Raw genomic sequence first — 24,486 nt, forward strand, 5'->3', positions numbered from 1 at the left:
GAACATGAACCTCAGGGCGTGACATCTCACCGTGTGCAGACCGACAGCACGACGGCGTCATCATTGCTGATGGACACCAGGGCGTGACCCATGGCGCTGTCGAAATAGATGCTGTCACCACAAGCCAGGGTCAGCGGTTCGTAGTACTCGGTGTAGAGTCGAATCTCGCCGTCGAGCACCATCAGGAACTCCTCGCCATCATGGCGCACCCATTCGCTGAACTCGTTGAAGTCGCGTGCCCGCACGATGGTCTTGAAGGGAATCATGCGCTTCTGGGCGAGCTCGCAGCTGAGCAGCTCGTGTTCGTAGGTCGGGGTAGGGTGGCGCTCTCCATCGCCGCGACGAGTGAGGTCGCGACGTCCCATGGTGCGAGGCTGGACCCTGGGTGGCGAGAGCAGTTGGGGCAGATCGATGTCCAGGCCATTGATCAGCTTCTGCACCGCCGTGAAGGTGGGGGATGTCTGGTCGTTCTCGATCTTGGACAGGGTGGAGCGGGCGAGGCCGGTACGCTGGCTGACGTCCTCCAGGGTCCACTGGTTGGCCAGGCGGATCTCCTTCAGGCGCTCTCCCAGGCGCAGGGGTTCGACGAAGGGCTTGCGGCCGGCGGCAATGCGCAGGGCGGCATCCTGATCGGTGGTGGCGGTCATGCGCTGTTCACTATTGGAAACGAGGTTTCCCCAAGCCTACCACACCCTGATGCTGCGCCGCCGCCTGGTTGCGGCTTCTTGGGGCATCTTGGCTAGATGTCAGCGGATGCGTGTTTCCCGCCGCCCGGAAACATGTCATTCAGCCTCTGAATGGCAGCCCGAGCAATGCCTTGAGGTGTGCCTCCGTACTTCGCCCCAGTGAATCCAGGTCATAGCCGCCTTCCAGCACCGATACCAGGCGGCCATCGGCATACAGGGCCGCGATCTCCAGCGCCATGTGGGTGATCCAGTGGTAATCCTCGTCCTCCAGGCAGAGCTCGGCCATGGGATCCTCGCGGTGGGCGTCGAAGCCTGCCGAGACCAGCACGATTTCTGGCTTGAAGGCATGCAGGGCAGGCAGCCAGTCGTCTTCGATGGCCCGGCGGAAGGCCGCGCTGTCGGTCCCGGCAGGCAGCGGCGTATTGACCACGTTCTGCCATTCACTGCGCAGGTAGCGCCAGGGGTAGAACGGGAACTGGAAGCTGGTGCAGACCAGCACCTCGGGGTCATCCTTGAAGATGTCGATGGTGCCGTTGCACTGGTGCACGTCGAAGTCGAGGATCGCGATTCGGCGCGCCCCATATTTCGCCCTGGCATGGGCTGCACCTACCGCCACGTTGTTGTAGAAGCAGAAACCCATGGCGTCGGTGGCCTCGGCATGGTGCCCGGGCGGGCGAACCGCACAGAAGACGTTGTCTGCCTGGCGGCGAAATACCTGGTCGACACCCCGCACGACCGCACCGGCCGCGACTTTAGCCGCCTTGAGAGTGTCGGGGTTCATCATGGTGTCACTGTCCAGTGTGACGATGCCGTGCTCCGGCACGCACTTGTCCAGGGCGCGGAGATGGCGCAGAGGATGCACCCTGGCGAGCTGCTCCTCGTTTGCCTCCCTGGCATCCGACTGCATGGTCTGCTGCAGGATACCGGAGAGCATCAGTCGCGCGCGGATCGCGTCCAGGCGCAGGGGGCTCTCGGGATGTTCGGGACCCATGTGGTGCAACTGGCAATGAGGGTGGGTAATGTAGGCGGTGATCATGCGTTGACTCCGGAAAGGCTGAAGTCACCTTAATCGTGACACCGGCTTTCAGGACAGTGTCAAAAAGTCGTACACAAGATGGGGGCGAATCCCCGCTCAGGGAGGGTCTGGGCTTGAGCACCCGATTTCTACGCCATTTCTTCGAACCCGCCACCATCGCGGTGATCGGTGCCTCCGAAAAGCCCTATTCGATGGGCGGTCTGGTCATCCGCAACCTACGGGAGGGCGGTTTCACGGGCAGTGTCTGGGCGGTCAACCTCAAGGGCTATGACGCGGTCTTCGAGGCGCCCTGCGTTACCCGGGTCTCGCATCTTCCCGAGGTGCCGGATCTCGCGGTGATCTGCTCGCCGGTGGAGACGGTGCCCGGGCTGATCGGCAGGCTGGGACGCTTCGGGGTCAAGGCGGCGCTGGTGCTGTCCGGCGGTGCCCATCTCGATGATGATCGCGGCGAAAAGGGTTCGATCCGCAGCCGCATGCTCAGCGCCGCCCGGGCGTCGGGCATCCGTGTGCTCGGGCCCGAGTGCATGGGCCTGATCGTTCCCGGCCGCAACCTCAACGCCTCCTATGCCAGCCAACCGGTTAAGGCCGGTCGCGTGGCCTATCTGGGCCAGTCGGGGATGCTCGGCAACGCCATGATCGACTGGGCCGCCGGGCGGGGAATCGGCTTCTCTCATCTGCTTACGGTGGGTGACAGCGTCGATGTCCTGCTACCCGACCTGATGGACTACATCAACCAGTTTTCGCCTGCCCAGGCGATCCTCCTGCACCTCGAGCGCATCATGGACGCCCAGCATTTCATGACCGCAATGCGCGATGCCTCGCGTAATCGACTGGTGCTGGCCATCAAGAGCGGTCGCACCGCGGAGTCCGACATTTCTGGCCTTCCGCCGACGCCGGGTGTCGCCAATCGCGACCAGATATTCCACGCGGCTTTCGCCCGGGCCGGCGTGGTGCGGGTCGACGACTCCGACGAGTTGTTCGATGCTCTGGAGACGCTGTCGCGCATGAAGCCCCTGAAAGGAGACCGCCTGGCCATCGTTTCCAATGGCCTCGGGCCGGCGATGCTGGCCATCGACAAGCTGATCAATGCCGGAGGCAAGCTGGCCAGCTTCAGCGAGGCGACCCGCGAGGCCCTTTTCCGCGATGACTTCGACATGAGCAAGCCCGGTGAGAACCCGGTGGATCTGGGCGGCAATGCCACGCCGGAACGGCTCGTGGAGGCCCTGGAGATCGTGGCGGTAGACCCGGGAGTGGATGCCGTGTTGGTGGTGCATGCCCCGACGCGACTGGCCCCGTCTAAGACCACGGCCCAGGCGATCATCGCCGCTCGCAAGCGGCTCAGGCGCAATCTGCTGACCAGTTGGATGGGTCTCGAGGAGGCCCTGTCGGCGCGCTACGAATGCAACCTGGCGGGCATTCCCACCTACACCTCCCCGGAGAAGGCGGTGAAGGCCTTCATGCACATGGTGAACTATCAGCGCGTGCAGGCACTGCTCCAGGAGACGCCGCCGAGCCTGCCCTTTGCCACCACCGCGGACATCCGGCAGCGCTGCCGGTCGTTGATCGAGGAGGCCCGCGAGCAGGGTCGAGAGTGCCTATCGCATTCCGAGACGGCCCAGGTGCTCGAGGCCTACGGGGTTCCCGTGCCCTCCAGCCACTATCCGCACACGCCGGAGGAAGCGGCCGAGGCGGCGACCGACTTCGATGGCCCCATGGCCCTGAAGGTGGTCCATGAAGGCAACTGCCGCCCCTTTCGCTATCGTCAGCACCCCCACAAGATCTCCGCCGGCCTGATACAGGATCTTGAGAATCCGTCTCAGGTCGCCGAGGCCGTGGGCCGTCTGGGGGACAAGGTGAAGGAGAAGTTTCCTGCCTTCGCGGTCCGCGAGTACTGCCTTCAGGCCATGCAGCGGGGCAAGCACTCCATGCAGCTGTGTGCCGGCATCACCCGTGATCCGGTGTTCGGCCCGGTGGTCGTGTTCGGTATCGGGGGTTACAAGGTCAACATCCTGGCCGACCGGCAGGTGACGCTGCCGCCACTCAACATGAGCCTGGCCGCCGACGTGGTGGGACGCACCCACGCCGCCCGCTTGATCCGCGAACACTCCAGTCATCCCGAACGCGACCTGGAACGGCTCTGCAAGTTGCTGGTGACCCTTTCTCAGATGTCCAGTGACCTGCCGCAGCTTCGCGGGCTGGAGCTCAACCCGCTGGTGCTCAACCGCGATGGGCTGCTGGCCGTGGACTTCGCCATGGACCTCGGCCCCCCTGCGCGCTTCGCCATCATGCCCTATCCCGAGGAACTGCGAGAGTGGGTGACGCTCAAGAATGGTTGGGAGGTCGAGGTGCGGCCGATCCGTGCCGAGGACGCGCCGCTGATCACCCGTTTCCATGAGCAGCTCTCCGAGGAGAGCATCCGCTTCCGTTATTTCCACAACAAGGCCGACCTTACCCAGCGAGACCTGTCGATCCTCTCGCACATCAACTACGACCGGCAGATGGCCTTCATCGCCGAGCAACGTCGCGACAGTGGCGACAAGGAAATGCTCGGCGTGGTCAGGGTATGGAACGACCCGGACAACATCCGCACCGAGTTCTCGGTCATCATCCGTGACGACCTCCAGGGACTGGGCATCGGCAGCCTGCTGATGAAGAAGATGATCGGCTACTGCAAAAGTGTCGGCACCCTGGAGATGATCGGCAAGGTCATGGTCGACAACCATCCGATGCGCGCCCTGATGAAGCACCTCGGATTCCGCCTTCGCTACAACATGGAGGAGCAGGTGGTGGATGCCGTGATGAGCCTCAACGAGCCGGAAAGCGATTGGCAGCGGCATCGCCTGGAGAGCCGTCCAGACTGAGTTAGCCGGATGGGCCCAGGCCCCGCTACGACGACGGCCCTCGCCATTGGCGAGGGCCGTGATCATTTCGGCGCAGTAGCGTCTCGTTCAGGGCGCCAGGCGGAAACGGTTCCAGCTGCCATAGCGCCGTTCGTAGCGGATGCGGTCGTGGAGTCGGCTCGGCTGACCCTGCCAGAATTCGAGCATGTCGGGAATCACACGGTAGCCGCCCCAGTGGATGGGCCGAGGAATGTCCTGTCCCTCGTAGGCATGCTGGAAGCGCTGCTCGCGCTGCGAGAGCCAGGTGCGGTCGGGGATTACCACGCTCTGGGTGGCGACCCAGGCGCCCAGTTGGCTGCCGCGGGGGCGACTGGCGAAATAGGTATCTGATTCCTCAGGGCTGATCTGCTCCACGCGTCCTTCGACGCGGATCTGTCGGGAGAGTCCGGGCCACCAGAAGACCAGGGCCGCATGGGGCACGTTGGTCAGCTCGCTGCCCTTGTGGCTGTGGTAGTTGGTGAAGAAGACCAGGCCCTTGTCGTCGGTGCCCTTGAGGAGCACGATCCGGGCGTGGGGCCTGCCCTGGGTGTCGGCGGTGGCCAGCGTCATGACGTTGCCGTCGTCCCCCTCGGTTTCCAGCGCCAGGGTCAACCACTCGTCGAACAGCGCCATGGGTTCGTCGGGTGTGTCTGACTCGTTGAGCTGGCCACCTTCATAGTCGCGCCGAATATCGGCGATGTTACGCGTCATGACCTTCTCCTTGGTTTTGTGCCATGGTCGCCGCTTGTCGGATCGAGCTCAATACCCCGGATGGCCGGGACATGGGATATTTTTCACTAAGCTTATGGTGTCCAGCTCCGCTGGACCATCGCCCCCGTTGCCAAGCCATCTGCATCCGCCTAGCCGGCCTGTAGCTGGCGGCTGCGGAAACGGGCGTAGCCCATGCAGCCGGTAAACAGCGCCAGGGAGACCAGCGCCTCGGCGCTGCCGCGCAGGCCCTGGCCAGGCAGGGTGGCCACCATCACGCCTTGAGAGAAGTAGAGCAGGCTGACGAAGGCCAACCAAGCGTGGCCCCGCGCGCGACGCACGAGGATCGACGGCAGGAAGAGCACCAGCGGCAGCACGAAGGCCACCAGCGGCACCAGGGGGTTGCCGTCGGTGCTGACGATCGCGCCGCGGTAGACCATCATGGCCACCAGCAGGCCGTAGCTGGCGAGCACCAGCCGGCGCGACGCATCGGTCAGGTGATCGAGTCCCTTGCGGGTTTCCAGTCCCTCCAGCCACTGTCTCATTTGGCCTCCCGGCGCGCGGCCGCAAGGGCCAGGGCGAGTCGCGCGAGGCGCTTGCCCTGGGCGAACGCCAGACGGCGTTCATGTTCGTCCAGCGGCCGGTCGCTGCGCTTGCCGGCCAGGTGAGTGGCGCCATAGGGCGTGCCACCGGCCGTGGTCTCCATCAGTTCGATCTCGCTATAGGGCAGCCCGGCATACACCATGCCGTGGTGCAGTAGAGGCAGCAGCATCGACACCAGGGTGGTCTCCTGGCCGCCATGGAGGCTCGACGTGGAGGTGAAGGCGGTGGCCGGTTTGTCGATCAGGGCGCCGCCCAGCCACAGCTCGCTGGTGCTATCGATGAAATACTTGAGCGGGGCGGCCATGTTGCCGAAGCGGGTCGGGCTGCCGATGGCCAGTCCGGCGCAGTGGCGCAGGTCATCGAGGGTGGCATAGACCGCGCCTTCATCCGGGATCTCGGGGTCGACGGCCTCGCAGGTGGTTGATACCGGCGGCACCGTGCGCAGGCGCGCGTCGATGCCCGGGCACGCCTCGACACCGGCGGCGAGCCGCTCGGCCATGGCGCGGGTGGCACCATGACGGGAATAGAAGAGGATCAGCACATAAGGGTGGTTATCGGTCATGGGGGTTCCTGGGTGACCTGGGGAGTCGGGCGGGCGAGGGTCAGTCGAGCAGCGCCCGGATCGCCTCGGGGGGGCGGCCGATGATGGCGCGACGGCCATCGTCGGCAATGGGGCGCTGCAGGATCCGGGGGTGGGCGAGGAGGGCCTCGACGACCTGACGGGGGTCGTCGGCATCGGCCTCGCGCTGTTTCCACTCGGACTCGTTTCGGCGCACCAGGGTAGGTAGGTCGCCTTCGAGGCGCTGGATCAGTGCCTCGAGCTCGGTGGCGTCGAGGGGCTCGTCCAGGTAGCGGCGCACACGCACCTTGGCGCCGGCCTCCTCGAGCAGGGCCAGGGCCTCGCGTGACTTGGAGCAACGAGGATTGTGGTAGAGGGTGATGCCGGCCATGGAGACTCCCTGGTTCCTGATGGGTGGCCGCCATTGTAGAAGGCGGCTCCGTCAGGCCACAACCGCCTCACTCCTCCATCCCCGCGGCTGCCTCTGCCGGGAGGCGTCGGTAGACCCAGGCCGTGCGACCGTTGCGCAGCTCGACGCGTACCCGTTCGTAGCGGATACCCAGGCGTTCGTACCGATCGAGGCGCGCAAGCTCGCGGGCGTCGACCCTCAGCAGCAGCCCCTCCACACGCGAGGAAGGCGCCGGGGCGAGGTCCAACCCGGTTTGCCTGAAGCCTTCCAGCACGGCCGACTCGGGGTCTCCGACACGACCGTAGACTAGCCAGCGGAGCGGTGCATGAGTCAGGGTGCCGTAGACGAAGACCCGATGGGGGCCCTCCGTGATCGGGGCCAGGTGGTCGGGGCGATCATAGGTCCAGGGGCTGAGCATGGTCAGCCACAACCAGCCGGCCAGGGTGATCGGGGAGGCGATGGCCAGAGCACCGAGCCAGGTGCGGGTTCGCATGGGACCTCCTTGTCATGGGTAGGTGATCATCCTGACACGTTCGAGGCGACGTCTTAAGCCTTCGGGGAGGCTCTGCTAGGATGGACGCTCCCCTTGACGTTCTGGAGGTGCCCCCATGAGCCAGCCGAATCGCAACGATCAAGATTTCCGGGCACTGATGGGGGACGTGCGACCCCTGAGCAACGCCGCCAATCGGGCCGATCCCGGCCGAGCCCGAAGTGAGCCCAGCGAGGCCCAGCTGGCCCGGCGGGAGAGCGCGGCGGCCGAGACTGGACGCGACTTCCTCTCGGACGACTTTGTCGACCTGATCCCTCCCTTCGACCCTATCAGCTTCCATCGGGACGGCATCCAGACGGCCGTGGTGGAGCGCCTTCGCCACGGAGGCTATCCGGTCCAGGCCAGCCTTCACCTGCTGCGTCGACCGTTGGAGGAATGCCGACGGCTGCTGCCGCCCTTCATCCGCGAGGCCCATGCCCATGACCTGCGCTCGGTCTTGATCGTCCATGGCCGGGGGCGTGAGATCGACAGTCCGCCGAACGTGCTGCGCTCCTACCTTGCGAAGTGGCTGATGGCCTTCGACGAGGTCCAGGCCTTCGTCTCGGCGGGCCAGGCAGATGGTGGCCTGGGCGCCACCTGGGTGATGCTGCGCAAGAGTGAGCGGGCGAGATCCAACAACCGGGAGCGCCAGCAGAAGCGCCGTGGCTGATCGCCGTCCCGCTTCCACACGATGACAGACGACACCGCCGGCCCGAGGGCCGGCGGTGTACGTAAGGGCGGAGAGGCACCTGCGTCAGGCGCTTGTGTCAGGCCAGGGCGGGCTCCCGGGCGCGGCCCGTGAGTTCCCTCAGGCGACGACGGAACAGGGGTTCCGGGTCGTCGGTACCCGGCTGGTAGCCGCGGCTGAAGGTCGTCAGGGCGTTCAGGGCGTCCTCGACGACCTGGTCCTCGCGCAGCGAGAAGGCGTTGAAGCCGCAGCGAGACAGGTAGAAAAGCTGGTCGATCAGCACGTCGCCGAGGGCCCGGACCTGGCCGCGGTAGCCATGACGCTCTCGCAGCAACCGGGCGATACTGTAGCCGCGGCCATCGGTGAACTTCGGGAAGTCGATGCCGATAACTGGGGCCCCCATCAGCTCGGCGGCAAGCTCAGGCGTGAGCTCGGTGTCGCTGGGCAGCCAGGGGGCCAGATCGGCGCGACGTTCGGCCGCCTGCCAGACATCCAGGCGGACCAGGGCCGGACCTTCGGACGGGACGGTCTCCTCGTCGTGGCGATTCCAGTCGGCCTCGACCAGGCGGCGGTCGACGATCAGCGGGCGGGTGACGATCTGGTCAGGCATAGACACGCTCCTTGAAGGGTTTGAGGCCGATACGGCGATAGGTGTCGAGGAAGGTCTCGTCGGGCTGGCGACTGCCGACATAGACCTGCAGCAGCTTGTCGATCACGTTCGGGACGTCCGTGCGGAAGAAGGAGGGGCCAAGGATCTTGCCGAGTGAGGCGCCATTGCCCTGGCTGCCACCCAGCGAGATCTGGTAGTACTCCTCGCCCTTCTTGTCGACGCCGAGGATGCCGATGTTGCCGACGTGGTGATGGCCGCAGGCGTTCATGCAGCCGGAGATGTTGAGCTCCAGGGGCCCCAGGTCGTAGAGGAAGTCGAGGTCCTCGAAGCGCTCCTGGATGGCGTGGGCGACCGGGATCGACTTGGCGTTGGCCAGGCCGCAGTAGTCGCCGCCGGGGCAGCAGATCAGGTCGGCCAGGGTGCCCACAGTGGGGTTGGCCATGCCGAGGGCCTCCAGCCGCTGCCAGAGGTCCTCGATCCGATCCACCGGCACATCGGTGAGCACCAGGTTCTGCTCGTGGGTGACTCGCAGCTCGCCATGGCCGAATTCGTCCGCCAGATCCGCCACCGCGACCATCTGCTCCGAGGTGACATCGCCCGGAGAGTGCTCGCGGCGCTTGAGCGACAGGGTCACCGCCTTGTAGCCGGGTACCTTGTGACCGGTGACATTGTTGGTGACGAAGCGGGCGAAGGCCCGGTTTTCGCCGCGTAGCCGTTCAAAGGCCTCGATGGCGTCGCCTGGGACCTCGCGGCGCGGCGGCTCGACGAAATGACCGGCCACGGCCTCGAGGGCCTCGTCATTCAGGGTCTGAGGACCATCCTTGAGGTGGGCCCACTCTTCCTCGACACGGCGGCTGAACTCGTCGACGCCCAGCGCCTTGACCAGTATCTTGATCCGGGCCTTGAACTTGTTGTCCCGGCGGCCGAACTGGTTGTAGACCCGCACCAGTGCTTCCAGGTAGGTGAGCAGGTGCTGCCAGGGCAGGTCCTCGCGCACCACCTCGCCGATCATCGGCGTGCGGCCCAGGCCTCCTCCGGCAAGCACCTTGACACGCACCTCACCGTTGCGGTCGCGCCACAGTCGAAGCCCGACATCATGGACCTGGATGGCGGCACGATCCTCGGCGGCGCCGGTCACGGCGATCTTGAACTTGCGCGGCAGGAAGGCGAATTCGGGATGGAAGGTCGACCACTGGCGTATCAGCTCGCACCAGGGGCGTGGATCGACCTCCTCGTCGGCAGCCACCCCCGAGAACTGGTCGGTGGTGGTGTTGCGGATATCGTTGCCACTGGTCTGGATGGCATGCATCTGCACGCTGGCAAGGTCGGCCAGGATGTCCGGTACGTCCTCGAGCTTCGGCCAGTTCAGTTGCAGGTTGGTGCGGGTGGTGAAGTGGCCGTAGCCGCGGTCGTAGCGGGCGGCGATTTCGCCCAGCTTGCGCAGTTGATAGGAGGCCAGCATGCCGTAGGGGATGGCGATGCGCAGCATGGGGGCATAGCGCTGGATATAGAGGCCATTCTGCAGGCGCAGCGGAAGGAACTCCTCTTCGCCGAGCTGTCCGGCGAGATAGCGGCGCATCTGGTCGCGAAACTGGGCGACGCGTTCATCGACCAGGGTCTGGTCGTGGGAGTCATAGCGATACATGCAGCGCGTTCCTGAATCGATAAAATTGGGATCTGGCGCTACCTTACCCGCTCGCAGTTATTCTAGAAAAGAATAAATGCTTATAGTTTATATGCAAAATGGAATGACGAGTCTCGCAGGAAGGCCACGAGGGAAGGTGTTGAGTAATGGCCTTGAGTAATGGCCTTGAGTGAGGACGTTGGGTGAGAGCCTTGAATGATCTGGCTCAGAGAGCCAGTGACTGCCAGCGTCGCCGCTGCCAGATCAGCACGAACCAGGCCGAGTTGAGGCACCGGTAGCCCAACTGGACCCACCAGATGCCCAGCAGCCCCTGGTCGAGCACCACGCCGACCCACCAGGCCATCGGCAGGAACACCAGCCACTGCAGGGTGAGGGTCGTGGTCATCACGGTGCGGTTCGCCCCGGCCCCCAGCAGGGCCTGGGCGAACACCAGGGCGGCGGCATCCAGCACGATCATCAGCGCGGTCAGCTGCAGCGGCAGCCGACCCAGGTCGAGCAGGGCGGGATCGTGCAGGAAGAGGCCCAGCACTGCCTCGGGGAACAGCAGCATCGGCAGGCCCAGGGCGGCCAGGCAGCACCAGGCCAGCCGCACCACGTCCCAGCCCCAGCGATGGGCCTCTCCATGGGCCTGGCGGCCCAGCGCCTGACCGACCAGGCTCATCGCCGCCATGCCGAGCCCCACGCCGGGGAGGATCAACAACAGCGAGAGGTTTACCAGCACATGGCCCACCGCCACACTGGCGGTGTCGATGCGTCCCAGTATCCAGAACAGCACGGCATAGCCGGCCGCGAACCACAACTGCTGGAAGGAGTGTGGCGTGGCCAGGCGCAGGGTGGTGACCAGAGTGAGCCGGCGGGGCCAGTCGGCCAGGAAACCACTTTCGGTGGCGCGACGCAGGCTGAGCATGGCCCAGATGGCGAGTCCCACGAAGAGCGAGAGGCTGGTGCCGGCCCCGGCACCGGACGCGCCCATGGCCGGCAGCCCGGCCAGCCCGAAGATCAGGCCGAGGCTCGCGATGACGTTGATGGCATGCATCACCAGGATGATGCGCAGGTAGACGCCGGTCTGCTGGATGCCATTCCAGTAGCCGCGGAAACAGAAGATCATCGCCACCGGGATCAGGGACACGACCCGCCAGCGAAAGTACTCCACCGCCACGGCATTGACCGCGGGATCCTGATTGATCAGTGCCAGCAAGCCCGGCGCCTGCCACAGGCAAAGCAGGGTCAGGGGCAGGGCCACGGCCAGCGCGATCGCCAGGCCGGCGTTGAGCGGCATGGCGCGCTGATCCCAGGCCTCCTCGCCGTGGCGCCTCGCCGTCTGGGCCTGCACGCCCGACGAGAGGCCGAAGACCACGGCGGTGATCAGGAACATCGCGTAGCCGCCGATCCCCACGCCGGCCAGGGGCACCTGGCCTAGCGAGCCCACCAGGGCAGCATCGATCAGGTTGAGCAGGCTTTGGGTGAGCATGCCCGCCATGATCGGCAGGGAGAGGCGCAGGATCGTCTGGCGGCGGGTGGGCTCGGGCAGCATCCGTCTTCCGGCAAGGTGGGGACTAAGGGAGAAGCCAATCGCCCCGCCGGCGCAGGCCGGCGGGGTCAGGGGGTATCAGGCAGGATCGTAGGAGAGTACAGGTGCGAGCCAGCGCTCGAGCTCCTCGATTCTCATTTCCTTGCGGTTGGCCAGCGTCTCGACCTGGTCACGGGTGATCTTGCCGGTGGAGAAGTACTTTGACCGAGGATGGGAGAAGTACCAGCCGGCGACCGCGGCGGCGGGCCACATGGCGAAGTTCTCGGTCAGCTCGAGGCCGGCGTTCTCGGTGGCCTCGAGCAGGCGGAACAGGGTCGCCTTCTCGGTGTGGTCGGGGCAGGCCGGATAACCCGGTGCCGGCCGGATGCCCTGATACTTCTCGGCAATCAGGGCGTCGTTGTCCAGGGTCTCGTGCGGCACATAGCCCCAGAATTCCTTGCGTACCCGCTCATGCAACCGCTCGGCGAAGGCCTCGGCCAGCCGGTCGGTGAGCGACTGGACCAGGATGGCATTGTAATCGTCGCCGGCGGCCTTGTAGTGCTCGGCCAGCGCCTCCACGCCATGCCCGGTGGTGACGGCGAAGCCGCCGATCCAGTCCGGCTTGCCGCTACCCCGGGGGGCGATGAAGTCGGCCAGGCTGTGGCAGACGCCATCGCGGTTCTTGGTGGTCTGCTGGCGGATATGATGCAGCCGCTCGATCACCTCGCCTCGCGACTCGTCGGCATACACCTCGATGACATCGTCGTCGACGCTGTTGGCCGGCCACAGACCGATCACGCCACGCGCATGGACCAGCTTCTCGTCGATCAGCTTGCGCAGCATCGCCTGGGCATCGGCGAAGAGGGCGCGCGCGGCCTCGCCGACCTTGTCATCGTCGAGAATCTTCGGGTACTTGCCGGCCAGCTGCCAGCTCATGAAGAAGGGGGTCCAGTCGATGCGTTCGACGAGTTCCTCGATGTCGTAGTCGTCGAACACCTCCAGGCCGGTGACCGCCGGCCGGGGCGGGGTGTAGGCTTCCCAGTCCATGGCCGGCTTGCGGCGCCGCGCCTCCTCGTACGTGAGGTCGGCGGCCTTGGGCCGGCGCCTGGCGTTGCGCTCACGCACCGTCTCGTACTCGGCGCGAATCTCGTCGATATAGGCCGGCTTCAGAGCCGGCGACAGCAGCTTGCCGGCCACGCCGACGGCGCGGGAGGCGTCCGTGACGTAGATCACCGGCTGGTCGTAGCCAGGTTCGATCTTCACCGCCGTGTGGGCCTTGGAGGTAGTGGCGCCGCCGATCAGCAGCGGCAGGCTGAAGCCCTGGCGCTGCATCTCCTTGGCCACGTGCACCATCTCGTCAAGTGACGGGGTGATCAGGCCGGAGAGGCCGATGATGTCGGCGTTCATGTCTCTGGCCGTCTGCAGGATCCTCTCTGCAGGCACCATCACGCCCAGGTCAATGACCTCATAGTTGTTGCACTGCAGGACGACGCCGACGATGTTCTTGCCGATGTCGTGGACATCGCCCTTGACCGTGGCCATGACGATCTTGCCCTTGGCCTTGGTGTCCGCGCTCTTCTCGGCCTCGATGTAGGGGATCAGGTAGGCCACCGCCTGCTTCATGACCCGGGCCGACTTGACCACCTGGGGCAGGAACATCTTGCCGGCACCGAACAGATCGCCGACCACGTTCATGCCGTCCATCAGCGGCCCCTCGATCACCTCGATGGGACGCTCGGCCCGCTGGCGGGCCAGCTCGGTGTCTTCCTCGATGTAGGCGGTAATGCCCTTGACCAGGGAATGCGCGATGCGCTTCTCGACCTCCCAGGAGCGCCACTCGAGATCCTCCTTCTTGGCCGGGCCGCTGCCGTCCCCCTTGTACTTGTCGGCGAGTTCGAGCAGGCGTTCTGTCGAGTCGCTGCGGCGGTTGAGGACCACGTCCTCCACGGCCTCACGAAGCTCCGCCGGCAGGTCATCGTAGACGGCCAGCTGGCCGGCATTGACGATCCCCATGGTCAGCCCGGCCCGGACGGCGTGGTAGAGGAACACCGAGTGGATCGCCTCGCGCACCGGGTTGTTGCCCCGGAAGGAGAAGGAGACGTTGGAGACACCGCCCGACACCAGGGCATGGGGGAGGTGTTCGCGTATCCACTGCGTCGCCTCGATGAAGTCCACGGCGTAGTTGTCGTGGTCCTCGATGCCCGTGGCGATGGCGAAGATGTTGGGGTCGAAGATGATGTCTTCCGGGGGGAAGTCCAGCTCCTCCACGAGGATCCGGTAGGCCCGCTGGCAGATCTCGGTCTTGCGGGCGAAGGTATCCGCCTGGCCCGCCTCGTCGAAGGCCATTACCACCACCGCGGCACCGAAGCGCCGGCAGGCCGTGGCCTGTTCGCGGAAGGCGTCCTCCCCCTCCTTCATGGAGATGGAGTTGACCACCGCCTTGCCCTGCACGCACTTCAGACCCGCCTCGATGATTTCCCACTTGGAGGAGTCGATCATGATCGGCACCCGGGCGATGTCGGGCTCACCGGCGATCAGGTTGAGGAAGCGTACCATCGCCTCCTCGGACTCGAGCATCCCCTCGTCCATGTTGATGTCGATGACCTGAGCGCCGTTCTCCACCTGCTCCAGTGCCACCTCCAGCGCCGTGTTGAAGTCCTCCTCGACGATCAGGCGCTTGAACCGCGCCGAGCCGGTGACGTTGGTGCGTTCTCCGACATTGACGAACAGCGAATCGGTCTCGATGTTGAAGGGCTCGAGTCCGGAGAGGCGGCAGGCACGCGACCGCTCGGGCACTCGGCGCGGGGGGAGATCCTGGATGGCGGCATGGATCGCCGCGATGTGCTCAGGAGTCGAGCCGCAACAGCCGCCGATGATGTTGACCAGCCCGCTCTGGGCGAACTCGGCGACGATGGCCGCCATCTCCTCTGGAGTCTGGTCGTACTCGCCGAACTCATTGGGCAGCCCGGCGTTAGGGTGGGCCGAGACGAAGGTGTCGGCCTTGGTCGACAGTTCGTCGATGTAGGGGCGCAGTTCCTCGGCGCCCAGGGCGCAGTTCAGCCCGATGGAGAGCGGACGGGCGTGACGCACAGAGTTCCAGAACGCCTCGGTGGTCTGACCCGACAGGGTGCGCCCGGAGGCATCGGTGATGGTGCCGGAGATCATCACCGGCCACCGCTCGCCGCGTGCCTCGAAGAGCTCCTCCAGGGCGAAGATCGCGGCCTTGGCGTTGAGGGTGTCGAAGATGGTCTCGATCAGGAACAGGTCGGCCCCGCCCTCGATCAGCGCATCGGCTGCCTCGAGGTAGTTCTCGCGCAGGGCGTCGAAGGTGACGTTGCGCTTGGACGGGTCGTTGACATCGGGCGACAGCGAGGCGGTGCGAGAGGTCGGCCCCAGCACGCCGGCGACGAAGCGCGGCACGCCGGTCTCCTCGGCCACGGCATCGCAGACCTCCCTGGCCAGGCGCGCCGACTCGCGATTTAGCTCCGGGACCAGCGCCTCCATGCCGTAGTCGGACTGGGAGAGGCGGGTGCTGTTGAAGGTGTTGGTCTCGACGATGTCAGCGCCGGCCTCCAGGTACTGGCGATGGATGCGGGTCACGAGGTCGGGGCAGGTCAGGGCCAGCAGGTCGTTGTTGCCCTTGAGGTCGCTCGGCCAGTCGGAGAAGCGCTCGCCGCGGAATTCCTCCTCGGACAGCTGGGCATTCTGCAGCATGGTACCCATGCCGCCGTCGAGCATCAGGATGCGACGCGAGAGGCTGTCATGGAGGGAGGCGGTCAGGGCAGTGGGAACGGCGGCCATGGGTCGGGTCAATCTCCAGCGAAGAGGCATCAGGATTCTGGCCGGCAGCGGGGCGCCTGAGGCGTCTTGTGTCATGAATGCGCTGCGGGCGACGGGCGTCCTGCCGGGGTTCGGCCATCGGCAGGGCGCCGGGGAAGGCGGACATCTTAGCAAAAGCCACCGCGCCGCGGCAGGGGGCAGTCTAAAACCCAGCAATTCAGTCGGGATTGTGTCGGCCGCGCGGGTCGCTTACCATTGAGGGCATCACACTTTCAGCATGCGTCGCCTCGGCCCTCCCGACGCGACGCGTCACGATAGCGAGAGCATCATGAGCGACAGCATCCAGATCACCGACAGCGCCCAGGACTACCTCGCCGAACTGCTCGAGAAGCAGAGCGTCGAGGGCATCGCGGTGCGCATCTTCATCACCCAGCCCGGCACGCCCTATGCCGAGACCTGCCTGGCCTATTGCCGTCCCGGCGAGGAAGAGCCCAGCGACGAGTTGCTGGAGCTCGAGAAGATCCGCGTCTACCTGGACAAGAACAGCCTGGCTTTCCTCGAGGAGGCCGTGGTCGACTTCAATGCCGACCGCATGGGCGGCCAGCTGACCATCAAGGCACCCAACGCCAAGATGCCCAAGGTCAATGCCGACAGCCCCCTCGAGGATCGCGTCAATTATATCCTCTACAGCGAGATCAACCCGGGCCTGGCTTCCCATGGCGGCGAGATCAAGCTGGTCGAGCTGACCGAGGACCAGGTGGCGATCCTGGCCTTCGGCGGCGGCTGCCAGGGCTGCGCGGCAGTGGACCTGACCCTCAAGGACGGCGTCGAGAAGACCCTGCTGGAGCGCATACCGGAACTCGCCGGCATACGCGACGTGACCGACCATACGGACACCACCAACGCCTACTACCGCTGAGGCTCGATCCGATTCCTCGGGGGAGTCATCGTTTTCCCGTGATCTGCACCACTCAGCACTCTACTCTGCACCCTACTCTGCACTCTCCCTCGAAGGCCTCGCATCCGCGGGGTCTTTCTCGTCTGGGGAGGTCTCCACGCCGTCTCGTGAGGTAGGGACCTGCCAGAGACAGTGGTGGAGCTGAGCCTCCAGGTCGCGTAGGCGGCGCACCTGCTCCGCCAGCAGCTGCTTCTGCTCGTCGATGCGTGCCTGCAGCAGATCCTGTTCATGCTGCAGCATGCGGGTGCGCTCCTCGGCCTGGTGGCGCCCCCATTCGGTTTCCCTGTGACGCTTCTCCTCCTCGGCCAGGGCGCCACGCGCCTCCTGAACCAGCTTCTGCGCCCGCTCGAGGCGCGTCTCCAGCTGCTGATGACGCTGGGCATGGCCCTTGTCGGCGGCCTGGCGCTCCTGTCGCGCCTCGTCGAGAAGGCCCATCAGCTTGGCCTCGCTGCTCTCGTGGCGCTTCTCCTCACGGGCCAGTCGCTCCCGGTGACGTGAGGCCTGCTCGGCCAGGGCCTTCTGCTGCTCGCGGGCCTGGCGCTCGTTCTCCTGCTGCAGGCTGGCGAGCTGTGACTCGAGCCGCGTCTGACGGCTGACCAGCTTCGTCTCACGTTCGGTGAGGGCCTCCCGCTCGGACTCCCGGCGGGCCAGTTCGCCACTCTGTTCCTCGAGGCGCTGTTCGGTTCGGGCCAGGTGGGTGGACAGTGCCGATTCGCGCTGCTCGGCATCCTCGGCCCGGCGTGATGCCTCGCCGGCCTTGTCGCGAGCCGCTTCCACTCGACCATCGGCCTCCTGTCGATAGTGGGCGAGGGCCTCGTTGGCAGAAGCCTGGGCCTTCTCCCACAGCGCTTCGGCCAGTTCCTGCAGTCCCTCGGGCATGCCCCGGGGCGGAGGCTGGTCGCGGTTCTCCTCTCGCCGTATTCGCCATTCCCGCAGATGTTCGCTGATCGTGGTGAAACTGCCGGTGCCGAGCACCTCGCGCACTTTTTGTACGCTCGGGGACTCATCCTTCTCGAGCAGGGTATCGATGGCCCGCTGTACATCCTCGTAACGCACGCCGCTGCGCGCCATGGCCATCACCTCATGGTTGTCTGTCGGGTTAGCTGTCGATTTGTATTAGCGTTTCGGAGCCTTCTCCGTCGCGTCAGTCTAGTCGATCAGGCAGGAATATTGAAGATAATTACGTATTACATAACAGGTATTATTATTTATCTTATAAGCCATATAATCAAGATTACGCGGCTTATCTTGCTTTTAAGAACTGGGAAGACGGATACTGACCAGCAAGTAGCAAGTAGCAAGTAGCAAGGAGCAGAAATGGACATAAACATGAGGCCGACAGCATCCGATAGCGCGCTGAAGGCGACATCGACGGCACTCGAGGCCCTGGAACTGCCGCCGAGTGAGGCGCGCCTGCGTATCGCGGCCAGAACGGACGCGGAGGCCGTGGCGAGATGGCTGGATGAGTACAGGGCGAGCCCCCAGACTCGGCGTGCCTATCGTCGCGAAGCGGAGCGGCTGCTGCTGTGGCTGGCCGAGCAGGGCAGGGGGCTTGGCGAGCTAAGACGGGAGGATCTGGATGGCTACGAGGCCTTCCTGGCCGACCCGCGCCCCGTTGCGCGATGGATCGGCCCGGTCCGCCCGCGCGCAGACCCTCGCTGGCGTCCCTTCCGAGGGCCGCTTTCTCCCTCGAGCCGCCGGCAGAGCCTGGTGATCCTGCAGGGCCTGTTCGCCTGGCTGGTGGAGGCGGGCTGGGTCGGCCACAACCCCTTCCGGCTGATGCGTGACAAGCGGCGTCGCCTGGACAACCGTCAGGGCGGGATCGAGCGCTACCTCGAAAAACCCCTGTGGGACTGGTTCTGGGCCTGGCTCAACCGCCCGATGGCGGCGGACGCCTCGCCGCGTCGCATCTTCGAGCAGTCGCGTCGGCGGCTGGTCTTCGGCTTCGCCTACCTGCTGGCACCGAGGATCGGCGAGATGAGTGCGGCGCGCATGAACGATTTCGTTCGCCGCGAGGGGCGCTGGTGGTGGCGAGTGGTCGGGAAGGGTGACAAGTCGGCCCGCATCCCGGTCCCACCGGACATGCTGGCCCTGCTGGAGGCCTGGCGGGAGGGTCTGGGGCTGCCGTCTCGCCCCTCGCCGGATGACGACGGCCCCCTGTTGCGAGCCCTTGACGGGGTGCGAGGGCTGGGCGACAACCGGCTCTACCGTCTGATTCGCGAGACCTTCGGTGAAGCGGCGGATGTGCTCGAGCAGGAGGAGGGCGATGAGGCCCGTGAGGCCGTGTTACGCCTGCAACGGGCCACCCCCCACTGGCTGCGTCATACGGCCCTGACGCACCAGGCACAGGCCGGCGTGGAACTCCGCTACCTGGCGGGGACGGCCCGTCATTCGCGGCTTGACACCACGGCCCGCTACCTGCACGCCGAGGACGAGGAGTGGCACCGCCAGCAGGCTCGCCACGGTCTTGGGGAAGGAAGCGCCAGGGCAGGGCGTGACGGCGACCAGCGATGATCGAGACCTGAGGTGGTTGAGCCCCGCGGTAGTGGAGATAGCGGTGGTGGAGATAGGGGGGTGAGATAGAGATGATCGAGATAGCCGACGCGAGTCGTTATACTGGCGCCCATAGCCTTCAGGAGACACCATGAGTTCCGAGACCACCGCCGAACAGGCCCAGCAGGAGCTTCTCGACGAGTTCGAGATATTCGACAACTGGATGGATCGCTACCAGTACATCATCGACATGGGCAAGCAGCTGCCGGCCTTTCCCGACGAGTGGAAGGTCGACGAGCTGAAGATCCAGGGGTGCCAGTCCAACGTCTGGATGCACCATCGCCGCGAGGGAGATGCCCTGCACTTCGATGCGGTCTCCGACGCCGCCATTGTCTCCGGGCTGATCGCGATGCTGATGCGCATCTACAACGATCGCCGGCCCGAGGACATCCGCGCCACCAGCCCGCACTTCCTCAAGGATCTGGGGCTTGACAAGCATCTCTCGCCGACCCGCAGCAACGGTCTGAATGCCATGCTGGAGCGGATCTACCGGGTGGCCGAGCAGGAAGCGGTCGCCTGATCAGCGAGCGTCCTGCTGCCGGTCGTCGGACCGGCAGCGGAAGTGCTCGTCCAACTCCGGGTCCTCCCGACACAGCGCCTCGCTGGGTCCGCCCGGCACTGGATCGATACCCCCCTCGCAGCCCGGGTGGCAGCGAGCAATACGACGGATGACCAAGAGCCCACCCTTGAAGGGGCCATGTACACGCAGGGCCTCCACTGCATAGGCGGAACAGCTAGGCCAGTAGCGGCAGCGCGGCCCCAGCAGGGGGCTCAGCGTGAACTGGTAGGTCTTCACCAGGCCGATCATCGCGAGGCCCAGCGCTCGCGTCAGAAGGGCTGGCAGGCGTCGCCACCAGGCCGACGGGCCGGTCATGGTTCGGCCCTTTTCATGCCGGCGCTAGCCACCCCGCAGCTTGCCATCTCGCTCCTTGCCACCTCAGCCCTTGCCATAGAGCGTATCGGGATCGATCAGCGGATCGCTGCTGATGCGCGCCTGATCGCCCTCCAGCGCCACGTAGAAGCAGCTTCGCCGCCCGCTGTGGCAGGCCGGCCCCGTCTGGTCTACCTGCAGCAGCAGGGTGTCGCCATCGCAGTCCAGGGCCGCGGCCTTGAGCCGTTGCTGCTGGCCGGAGCTTTCTCCCTTGCGCCACAGCTTTCCCCGCGAGCGCGACCAGTAGCAGACGCGGCCGGTGCGCAGGGTCTGCTCAAGGGCCTCGCGGTTCATCCATGCCATCATGAGTACCTCGCCGCTGTCGTGCTGCTGGGCGATGGCAGGGATCAGGCCGTCGGCATTGAAGCCGATGGCCGCGAGTATATCGGACAGGGGCACCTGGCTGTCGCGTGGGGCTCGCTCGAGGGTCTTGAAGGATTCGCTCATGAGGTCTCCGCAGGAGCGGCTCGGTGCCAGTCGATCGCCTGGCGGCAGGCGTCGCACTGGCCCAGAAGCTCGATGGTCTGGCGCTGGACCTCGAAGCCCAGCTCCCTGGCGCGTCGCGTCAGGTGGTCGTTGATCTCGTCCAGATGCAGCTCCTCGACGCGACCGCAGTGGCGGCAGATCAGCAGCTGGAAGCCATGGGCATGCTCGGGACAGGGGCAGGCCACATAGGCATTGAGCGACTCGATGCGATGCACGAGCCCCTGGTCGATGAGGAACTCGAGAGCGCGATAGACGGTTGGCGGACGCGCCGCGGCGTGCTCGGCCGCGAGTCGGTCGAGAAGTTCGTACGCCTTGAGGCCACCGCGTGTCGTGGCAACCAGCTCCAGTACCCGGCGGCGGATCGTCGTGAAGCGCGCGCCGCGCTGCTGGCACTGGCGCTCGGCCTGTCGAATCATGTCGCGGGGGTCGGTCATGGCACCCGAAACGGTGGCTGGGGGAAGCGCACATTCTACGCGGAGGTTCGGCGAGGGGCCAGTCAGGGCGCCTCAGGCCGGCTCCCGCAGCTCGCTTGTCCGGGCGAAGTGGCGCTGCGCGAAGGCGACCCTTTCCTCGGAGGGGACGCCGTCGGGCTGGCGTTCGATCAGGTCGAGTCGTGGACGAAGCCCTTCGCCATTGGCCATCTGGATCGCCAGCCCCGGGCGGGCATTGAGCTCGAGCAGCATGGGGCCATGATCGCGATCGAGCACCATGTCGGCCCCCAGGTAACCGAGACCCGTCATCTCGTAGCAGCTGGCGGCCAGCAGCAGCAGGGTCTCCCAGTCAGGAATATGCAGGCTGGCGAGCTCGTGGCCGGTGTCGGGATGGTCATGGCGCGTGCGGTCGAACTGCACGCCGCGGATCGCCGTGCCGCTGGCGATGTCGATGCCCACCCCCACGGCGCCCTGGTGCAGGTTGGCCTTGCCATCCGAGGCCGCCGTGGAGAGGCGCATCATCGCCATCACCGGATAGCCCTTGAAGACGATGACGCGTATGTCGGGGACGCCTTCGTAGGTGTACTCGGCGAAGGAGTCGTCGAAGTTGATCAACGCCTCGACCAGGGCCACGTCGGGCGAGCCACCCAGTGAGTAGAGCCCCGAGAGGATGTTGGAGACATGGCGCTCCACGTCCCCGAGGCTCAGCCGGGCACCGCTGGGCTTGATGTAATGGTCGCCATCGACCCGCTCGATGACCAGGATACCCTTGCCGCCGCTGCCCTTGGCCGGCTTGATCACGAAGCCGGGGTGGCCGGCCAGCATGCCGCGGATGTGCTTGACGCCGAACTGGGTGGTCACGGTGCCGATCAATGCCGGCGTGGTGATGCCGTGCTCCTGGGCCAGCAGCTTGGTCTTGAGCTTGTCATCCACCAGCGGGTAGAGCCGGCGGTTGTTGTAGCGGCCGATGTAGCGGATGTTGCGCCGGTTCATGCCGATGATGCCCTTGGCGTGCAGGCGCGCGGGGGTCGTCCACATGGCCTCAGTCCTCCGTGACCGGCTTGAAACGGCGCAGCTCGAGCAGGCGGTAGCCCGTGTAGTTGCCGAGCAGCAGGATCAGGCCCATGAGGATCAGCTGGACGCCGAGGAAGTTGAAGGTGATGTGGCGAATCCAGGGATTGTTCATGGCCAGGTAGGCCAGCACGGCCGTCATCAGGCTACCCCCGCCCTGGATGAGCACCTGCTTGGGGCCTTCCTCTTCCCAGAGGATCGACATCCGTTCGATGGTCCAGGAGAGGATGATCATCGGGAAGAAGGTGATCGTCAGGCCGGCGTTGAGGCCGAAGCGATAGGAGAGCACCGAGAAGACCGAGATGATGGCGATGACCGTGATGATCACCGCCGTCACTCGCGCCACCAGCAACAGGTTCAGGTAGGAGAGGTAGTTGCGGATCACCAGGCCCACGGCGACCACCAGCAGGAAACCGACCAGGCCGGTGACCAGGGTGGTCTGGATGAAGGCCAGCGCGATCAGCACGGGCATGAAGGTCCCCGAGGTCTTGATGCCCACCAGCACCCGCAGCAGCACCACCACCAGCGCCCCGATGGGGATCAGCAGGATGGTCTGGAACAGCGCCTGATCCTCAAGGGGCAGGCTGTGGATCGAGAAGTTGAGTAGGGTGTCGTCGGCCAGCTGGCTGCGCACGGCGGCCGCGGCCGGCTGGTTGCGCGATAGCATCGAGAAGTTGACCCGGGAGTTGGTGCCGCCCTGAACCTCGAGCAACGCCTGGCCGGCGGACTCCCACAGCAGCAGGTTGTCCGGGCGGCCCTGGGCGCCATTGCGCGGATCGAAGAGGGCCCGTTCCTGATCCTCGAAGACCTGTATCCAGGACGTCAGGCTCTGGCGGCGGCGACCGTGGTCCAGTGTCAGGCCGCTGACCTCACGGGCCGGCACGCCGGCCTGGTTGAGCAGGCGAACCAGCAGCGGCGTGCGTTCGAACTGGGTCAACAGGAGTCGGGCATTCTCGCCCTGACGCTCGTCGGTGAAGTCATGGATCAGCTCGCGAGCGAAGGTGAAATGATCGGCGCTGCGGGCCCAGGCGAGATCGATCACCTGGCTGGCCGCGGTGTTGTAGGGTGACTCCCAGAGGATGTCGCGCCTCAGGGGAGGGGGCTCGACCTGTGTGTTGCGCGCATCGGGGGCGACCAGGGCCTGGACGCTGTAGAAGAGCTGCTGGAAGCCGGTAGCCTCTCGGGTGGACCAGTCTGCTCGACGGCTACCTTCCTCCTCCAGGAAGGCCAGCCCATAGCCGGGCGAGGCGGTGTGCTCGGTGAGGATCCGAAACCCCTGCTGGCTTGAGGGCAGCGCCATGTTCACCTTGGCCGGGCCACCGTCGGCGGTGAAGTTGACCTGGGCCTCGATTTCCCAGACCTGGCGATGCTCGCCCGGGGTCCAGGGCACCTCGAACTGCACATGGCGATGAATGCTCAGGGCGATACCGGACACCAGCAAGAGGGCGACGATCAGGTAGAAGGGCAGTCGTGACATGGGGCTTCCTGGAGTAGGCAGGCAAGGAGCAAGACAATCGGCGTGAATCAAGACAGGCTGGCGGTCTCGATCCTGGGTTTATTCATCAGTGTCGATGGCCTCGTCGACGCCGGCGTCCGCTGCCGGACGCCCACCCGGAAATTCAGGACGTTGGTGGAGGTACTGTTCGGCCACATCGATGATGGCGATGTCCAGGAGGAAGCGACGGCCGAGCAGTACCGGATGGTCCAGATGCGTCCGGTCATTGAGGGTGAACTGCACCGTCTCGCGCAGCGGGCCAAGGTTCATCAGCAGGCTGATCACCGGGCGGGATTCCTCACCTGAGGCCTGGATGATGCGAACACGACGCTCCAACGGCGCCTCGATCCACTGGCCACGGACGCTGTCTACTACGGTATCGTCTTCGTTGAGCCCCAGCTTGAAGCGAACCCAGTTTTCGCCGTCTCGTTCGAAGCGCGTGATCTCGGTGGCCGACAACGAGGAAGTCGTGGCACCCGAGTCGATACGAGCCTTGAGATAGGTCCCCACATCCGGCAACCCGATCCATTCACTGCGACCCAGGAGTTCCTTGTTGTCGAGACGAGTCTGCGAGGTGTTGCTGCACTGGTCGGCAGTGAGAAGAGGATCGTCCTTGTTCTCGAGCCCGGCGACATCGCTGCGAAGTTGTCGCAGTAGACTGCCGACTTCGCGTACGTCGGCAATTAGCGTTTCCTGATGACGTAACTGGCGGTTCAGCCGAGACGCCTGGCGAGATTCGCAGTCCGCCACCAAGGAGGCTTCCAACTGCGCGATGCGCGCCTCGAAGCCTGCATTGGTCAACGGGGGTGGCGATGGCTCACGGTCAGGCAGGAAGGTGCAGCCGCCGAACAGCAGGGAAACGATAACGAGGTAGCCGGCAAGTGGCAGGCAGTGACGCATGAACAGTGCTCGAACAGGA

The 24,486-nt window shown here is 65.5% G+C and carries 23 protein-coding genes; 5 read left to right on the forward strand and 18 right to left on the reverse strand.

Features of this window, described 5'->3' with window-relative positions; genetic code table 11:
- Positions 1-26: 26 nt before the first annotated feature.
- Positions 27-647: a helix-turn-helix domain-containing protein gene (locus ABE960_RS07940; RefSeq protein ID WP_349761706.1), complete on the reverse strand. Its 621-nt coding sequence runs from the start codon at positions 645-647 to the stop codon at positions 27-29.
- 139 nt (positions 648-786) lie between these two features.
- Positions 787-1,722 carry a histone deacetylase family protein gene (locus ABE960_RS07945; protein WP_349761707.1) on the reverse strand — a complete coding sequence of 312 codons (936 nt, stop codon included), beginning with the start codon at positions 1,720-1,722 and terminating at the stop codon, positions 787-789.
- A 113-nt stretch (positions 1,723-1,835) separates the two neighbouring features.
- On the opposite strand from ABE960_RS07945, the gene ABE960_RS07950 reads away from it, so the two are divergent.
- Positions 1,836-4,583 carry a bifunctional acetate--CoA ligase family protein/GNAT family N-acetyltransferase gene (locus ABE960_RS07950; RefSeq protein WP_349761708.1) on the forward strand — a complete coding sequence of 916 codons (2,748 nt, stop codon included), beginning with the start codon at positions 1,836-1,838 and terminating at the stop codon, positions 4,581-4,583.
- Positions 4,584-4,670: 87 nt separating this feature from the next.
- Here the strand turns inward: ABE960_RS07950 and pdxH are convergent, their stop codons facing one another.
- The 5 genes from pdxH to ABE960_RS07975 form a co-directional block, all read right to left on the reverse strand.
- Positions 4,671-5,312, reverse strand: a complete 642-nt coding sequence (gene pdxH, locus ABE960_RS07955; protein WP_349761709.1) for a pyridoxamine 5'-phosphate oxidase — start codon at positions 5,310-5,312, stop codon at positions 4,671-4,673.
- A 149-nt stretch (positions 5,313-5,461) separates the two neighbouring features.
- Positions 5,462-5,854: a DUF2069 domain-containing protein gene (locus tag ABE960_RS07960; RefSeq protein ID WP_349761710.1), complete on the reverse strand. Its 393-nt coding sequence runs from the start codon at positions 5,852-5,854 to the stop codon at positions 5,462-5,464.
- On the reverse strand, positions 5,851-6,474 hold the full coding sequence (gene wrbA, locus ABE960_RS07965; protein WP_349761711.1) for an NAD(P)H:quinone oxidoreductase: 624 nt from the start codon (positions 6,472-6,474) through the stop codon (positions 5,851-5,853). The genes ABE960_RS07960 and wrbA overlap by 4 nt, the downstream gene beginning before the upstream one ends.
- 40 nt (positions 6,475-6,514) lie before the next feature.
- Complete coding sequence (locus ABE960_RS07970) at positions 6,515-6,862, reverse strand: ArsC/Spx/MgsR family protein (protein ID WP_349761712.1); 348 nt, start codon at positions 6,860-6,862, stop codon at positions 6,515-6,517.
- Positions 6,863-6,929: 67 nt separating this feature from the next.
- Positions 6,930-7,373 (reverse strand): gamma-glutamylcyclotransferase family protein, encoded by a 444-nt coding sequence (locus ABE960_RS07975; protein ID WP_349761713.1) that lies wholly within the window; start codon positions 7,371-7,373, stop codon positions 6,930-6,932.
- A gap of 115 nt (positions 7,374-7,488) precedes the next feature.
- On the opposite strand from ABE960_RS07975, the gene smrA reads away from it, so the two are divergent.
- Positions 7,489-8,079 carry a DNA endonuclease SmrA gene (smrA, locus tag ABE960_RS07980; protein ID WP_349761714.1) on the forward strand — a complete coding sequence of 197 codons (591 nt, stop codon included), beginning with the start codon at positions 7,489-7,491 and terminating at the stop codon, positions 8,077-8,079.
- Between the two features lie 97 nt (positions 8,080-8,176).
- Here smrA and ABE960_RS07985 read toward each other — a convergent pair whose 3' ends face one another.
- The 4 genes from ABE960_RS07985 to metH form a co-directional block, all read right to left on the reverse strand.
- Positions 8,177-8,707 carry a DUF934 domain-containing protein gene (locus ABE960_RS07985; RefSeq protein ID WP_349761715.1) on the reverse strand — a complete coding sequence of 177 codons (531 nt, stop codon included), beginning with the start codon at positions 8,705-8,707 and terminating at the stop codon, positions 8,177-8,179.
- Positions 8,700-10,352, reverse strand: coding sequence for a nitrite/sulfite reductase (locus tag ABE960_RS07990; protein WP_349761716.1), 1,653 nt, complete (start codon positions 10,350-10,352; stop codon positions 8,700-8,702). The genes ABE960_RS07985 and ABE960_RS07990 overlap by 8 nt, the downstream gene beginning before the upstream one ends.
- A gap of 205 nt (positions 10,353-10,557) precedes the next feature.
- Entirely contained in the window at positions 10,558-11,886 is a 1,329-nt protein-coding gene (locus tag ABE960_RS07995; protein WP_349761717.1) for an MATE family efflux transporter, read from the reverse strand.
- Positions 11,887-11,961: 75 nt separating this feature from the next.
- Positions 11,962-15,663: a methionine synthase gene (metH, locus tag ABE960_RS08000; protein ID WP_349761718.1), complete on the reverse strand. Its 3,702-nt coding sequence runs from the start codon at positions 15,661-15,663 to the stop codon at positions 11,962-11,964.
- 307 nt (positions 15,664-15,970) lie between these two features.
- Between metH and nfuA the strand changes: the two genes are divergently transcribed.
- Complete coding sequence (nfuA, locus tag ABE960_RS08005) at positions 15,971-16,561, forward strand: Fe-S biogenesis protein NfuA (protein WP_349761719.1); 591 nt, start codon at positions 15,971-15,973, stop codon at positions 16,559-16,561.
- Between the two features lie 72 nt (positions 16,562-16,633).
- Here nfuA and ABE960_RS08010 read toward each other — a convergent pair whose 3' ends face one another.
- Positions 16,634-17,671 (reverse strand): DNA-binding protein, encoded by a 1,038-nt coding sequence (locus ABE960_RS08010; protein WP_349761720.1) that lies wholly within the window; start codon positions 17,669-17,671, stop codon positions 16,634-16,636.
- 258 nt (positions 17,672-17,929) lie between these two features.
- Between ABE960_RS08010 and ABE960_RS08015 the strand changes: the two genes are divergently transcribed.
- Together ABE960_RS08015 and ABE960_RS08020 are read left to right on the forward strand one after the other, a co-directional pair.
- Complete coding sequence (locus ABE960_RS08015) at positions 17,930-19,114, forward strand: tyrosine-type recombinase/integrase (RefSeq protein ID WP_349761721.1); 1,185 nt, start codon at positions 17,930-17,932, stop codon at positions 19,112-19,114.
- A 130-nt stretch (positions 19,115-19,244) separates the two neighbouring features.
- Entirely contained in the window at positions 19,245-19,673 is a 429-nt protein-coding gene (locus ABE960_RS08020; protein ID WP_349761722.1) for a SufE family protein, read from the forward strand.
- On the opposite strand, the gene yidD is transcribed toward ABE960_RS08020, so the two are convergent.
- The 6 genes from yidD to ABE960_RS08050 all read right to left on the reverse strand — a co-directional run bounded on the left by yidD (position 19,674) and on the right by ABE960_RS08050 (position 24,467).
- Entirely contained in the window at positions 19,674-20,027 is a 354-nt protein-coding gene (yidD, locus tag ABE960_RS08025; protein WP_432765355.1) for a membrane protein insertion efficiency factor YidD, read from the reverse strand.
- Positions 20,028-20,090: 63 nt separating this feature from the next.
- Positions 20,091-20,531 (reverse strand): phosphoribosyl-AMP cyclohydrolase, encoded by a 441-nt coding sequence (hisI, locus tag ABE960_RS08030; protein WP_349761723.1) that lies wholly within the window; start codon positions 20,529-20,531, stop codon positions 20,091-20,093.
- Positions 20,528-21,004, reverse strand: coding sequence for a Fur family transcriptional regulator (locus ABE960_RS08035; protein ID WP_349761724.1), 477 nt, complete (start codon positions 21,002-21,004; stop codon positions 20,528-20,530). The genes hisI and ABE960_RS08035 overlap by 4 nt, the downstream gene beginning before the upstream one ends.
- Before the next feature lie 72 nt (positions 21,005-21,076).
- The gene (locus ABE960_RS08040) at positions 21,077-22,039 is read right to left on the reverse strand and encodes an alpha-L-glutamate ligase-like protein (RefSeq protein ID WP_349761725.1); all 963 of its coding nucleotides are present in this window, start codon (positions 22,037-22,039) and stop codon (positions 21,077-21,079) included.
- Positions 22,040-22,043: 4 nt separating this feature from the next.
- Positions 22,044-23,549, reverse strand: coding sequence for an inactive transglutaminase family protein (locus ABE960_RS08045; protein WP_349761726.1), 1,506 nt, complete (start codon positions 23,547-23,549; stop codon positions 22,044-22,046).
- A 78-nt stretch (positions 23,550-23,627) separates the two neighbouring features.
- Positions 23,628-24,467 (reverse strand): ATP-dependent zinc protease family protein, encoded by an 840-nt coding sequence (locus tag ABE960_RS08050; protein ID WP_349761727.1) that lies wholly within the window; start codon positions 24,465-24,467, stop codon positions 23,628-23,630.
- Positions 24,468-24,486: the final 19 nt, after the last annotated feature.

The sequence above is a fragment of the Halomonas aquatica genome (assembly GCF_040196335.1).
Lineage (GTDB): Bacteria > Pseudomonadota > Gammaproteobacteria > Pseudomonadales > Halomonadaceae > Halomonas > Halomonas aquatica.

Excerpts from the sequence above, each read along its gene's own strand:
- ABE960_RS07940 (WP_349761706.1), bottom strand. The coding sequence starts at position 647 with ATGACCGCCACCACCGATCAGGATGCCGCCCTGCGCATTGCCGCCGGC.
- pdxH (WP_349761709.1), bottom strand. The coding sequence starts at position 5,312 with ATGACGCGTAACATCGCCGATATTCGGCGCGACTATGAAGGTGGCCAG.
- ABE960_RS07990 (WP_349761716.1), bottom strand. The coding sequence starts at position 10,352 with ATGTATCGCTATGACTCCCACGACCAGACCCTGGTCGATGAACGCGTC.
- ABE960_RS08010 (WP_349761720.1), bottom strand. The coding sequence starts at position 17,671 with ATGGCGCGCAGCGGCGTGCGTTACGAGGATGTACAGCGGGCCATCGAT.
- ABE960_RS07970 (WP_349761712.1), bottom strand. The coding sequence starts at position 6,862 with ATGGCCGGCATCACCCTCTACCACAATCCTCGTTGCTCCAAGTCACGC.
- ABE960_RS08035 (WP_349761724.1), bottom strand. The coding sequence starts at position 21,004 with ATGACCGACCCCCGCGACATGATTCGACAGGCCGAGCGCCAGTGCCAG.
- ABE960_RS08040 (WP_349761725.1), bottom strand. The coding sequence starts at position 22,039 with ATGTGGACGACCCCCGCGCGCCTGCACGCCAAGGGCATCATCGGCATG.
- wrbA (WP_349761711.1), bottom strand. The coding sequence starts at position 6,474 with ATGACCGATAACCACCCTTATGTGCTGATCCTCTTCTATTCCCGTCAT.
- nfuA (WP_349761719.1), top strand. The coding sequence starts at position 15,971 with ATGAGCGACAGCATCCAGATCACCGACAGCGCCCAGGACTACCTCGCC.
- ABE960_RS08020 (WP_349761722.1), top strand. The coding sequence starts at position 19,245 with ATGAGTTCCGAGACCACCGCCGAACAGGCCCAGCAGGAGCTTCTCGAC.
- ABE960_RS08015 (WP_349761721.1), top strand. The coding sequence starts at position 17,930 with ATGAGGCCGACAGCATCCGATAGCGCGCTGAAGGCGACATCGACGGCA.
- metH (WP_349761718.1), bottom strand. The coding sequence starts at position 15,663 with ATGGCCGCCGTTCCCACTGCCCTGACCGCCTCCCTCCATGACAGCCTC.
- ABE960_RS07985 (WP_349761715.1), bottom strand. The coding sequence starts at position 8,707 with ATGCCTGACCAGATCGTCACCCGCCCGCTGATCGTCGACCGCCGCCTG.
- ABE960_RS07960 (WP_349761710.1), bottom strand. The coding sequence starts at position 5,854 with ATGAGACAGTGGCTGGAGGGACTGGAAACCCGCAAGGGACTCGATCAC.
- ABE960_RS07945 (WP_349761707.1), bottom strand. The coding sequence starts at position 1,722 with ATGATCACCGCCTACATTACCCACCCTCATTGCCAGTTGCACCACATG.
- ABE960_RS08050 (WP_349761727.1), bottom strand. The coding sequence starts at position 24,467 with ATGCGTCACTGCCTGCCACTTGCCGGCTACCTCGTTATCGTTTCCCTG.
- hisI (WP_349761723.1), bottom strand. The coding sequence starts at position 20,531 with ATGAGCGAATCCTTCAAGACCCTCGAGCGAGCCCCACGCGACAGCCAG.
- ABE960_RS07995 (WP_349761717.1), bottom strand. The coding sequence starts at position 11,886 with ATGCTGCCCGAGCCCACCCGCCGCCAGACGATCCTGCGCCTCTCCCTG.
- ABE960_RS08045 (WP_349761726.1), bottom strand. The coding sequence starts at position 23,549 with ATGTCACGACTGCCCTTCTACCTGATCGTCGCCCTCTTGCTGGTGTCC.
- smrA (WP_349761714.1), top strand. The coding sequence starts at position 7,489 with ATGAGCCAGCCGAATCGCAACGATCAAGATTTCCGGGCACTGATGGGG.
- yidD (WP_432765355.1), bottom strand. The coding sequence starts at position 20,027 with ATGACCGGCCCGTCGGCCTGGTGGCGACGCCTGCCAGCCCTTCTGACG.
- ABE960_RS07975 (WP_349761713.1), bottom strand. The coding sequence starts at position 7,373 with ATGCGAACCCGCACCTGGCTCGGTGCTCTGGCCATCGCCTCCCCGATC.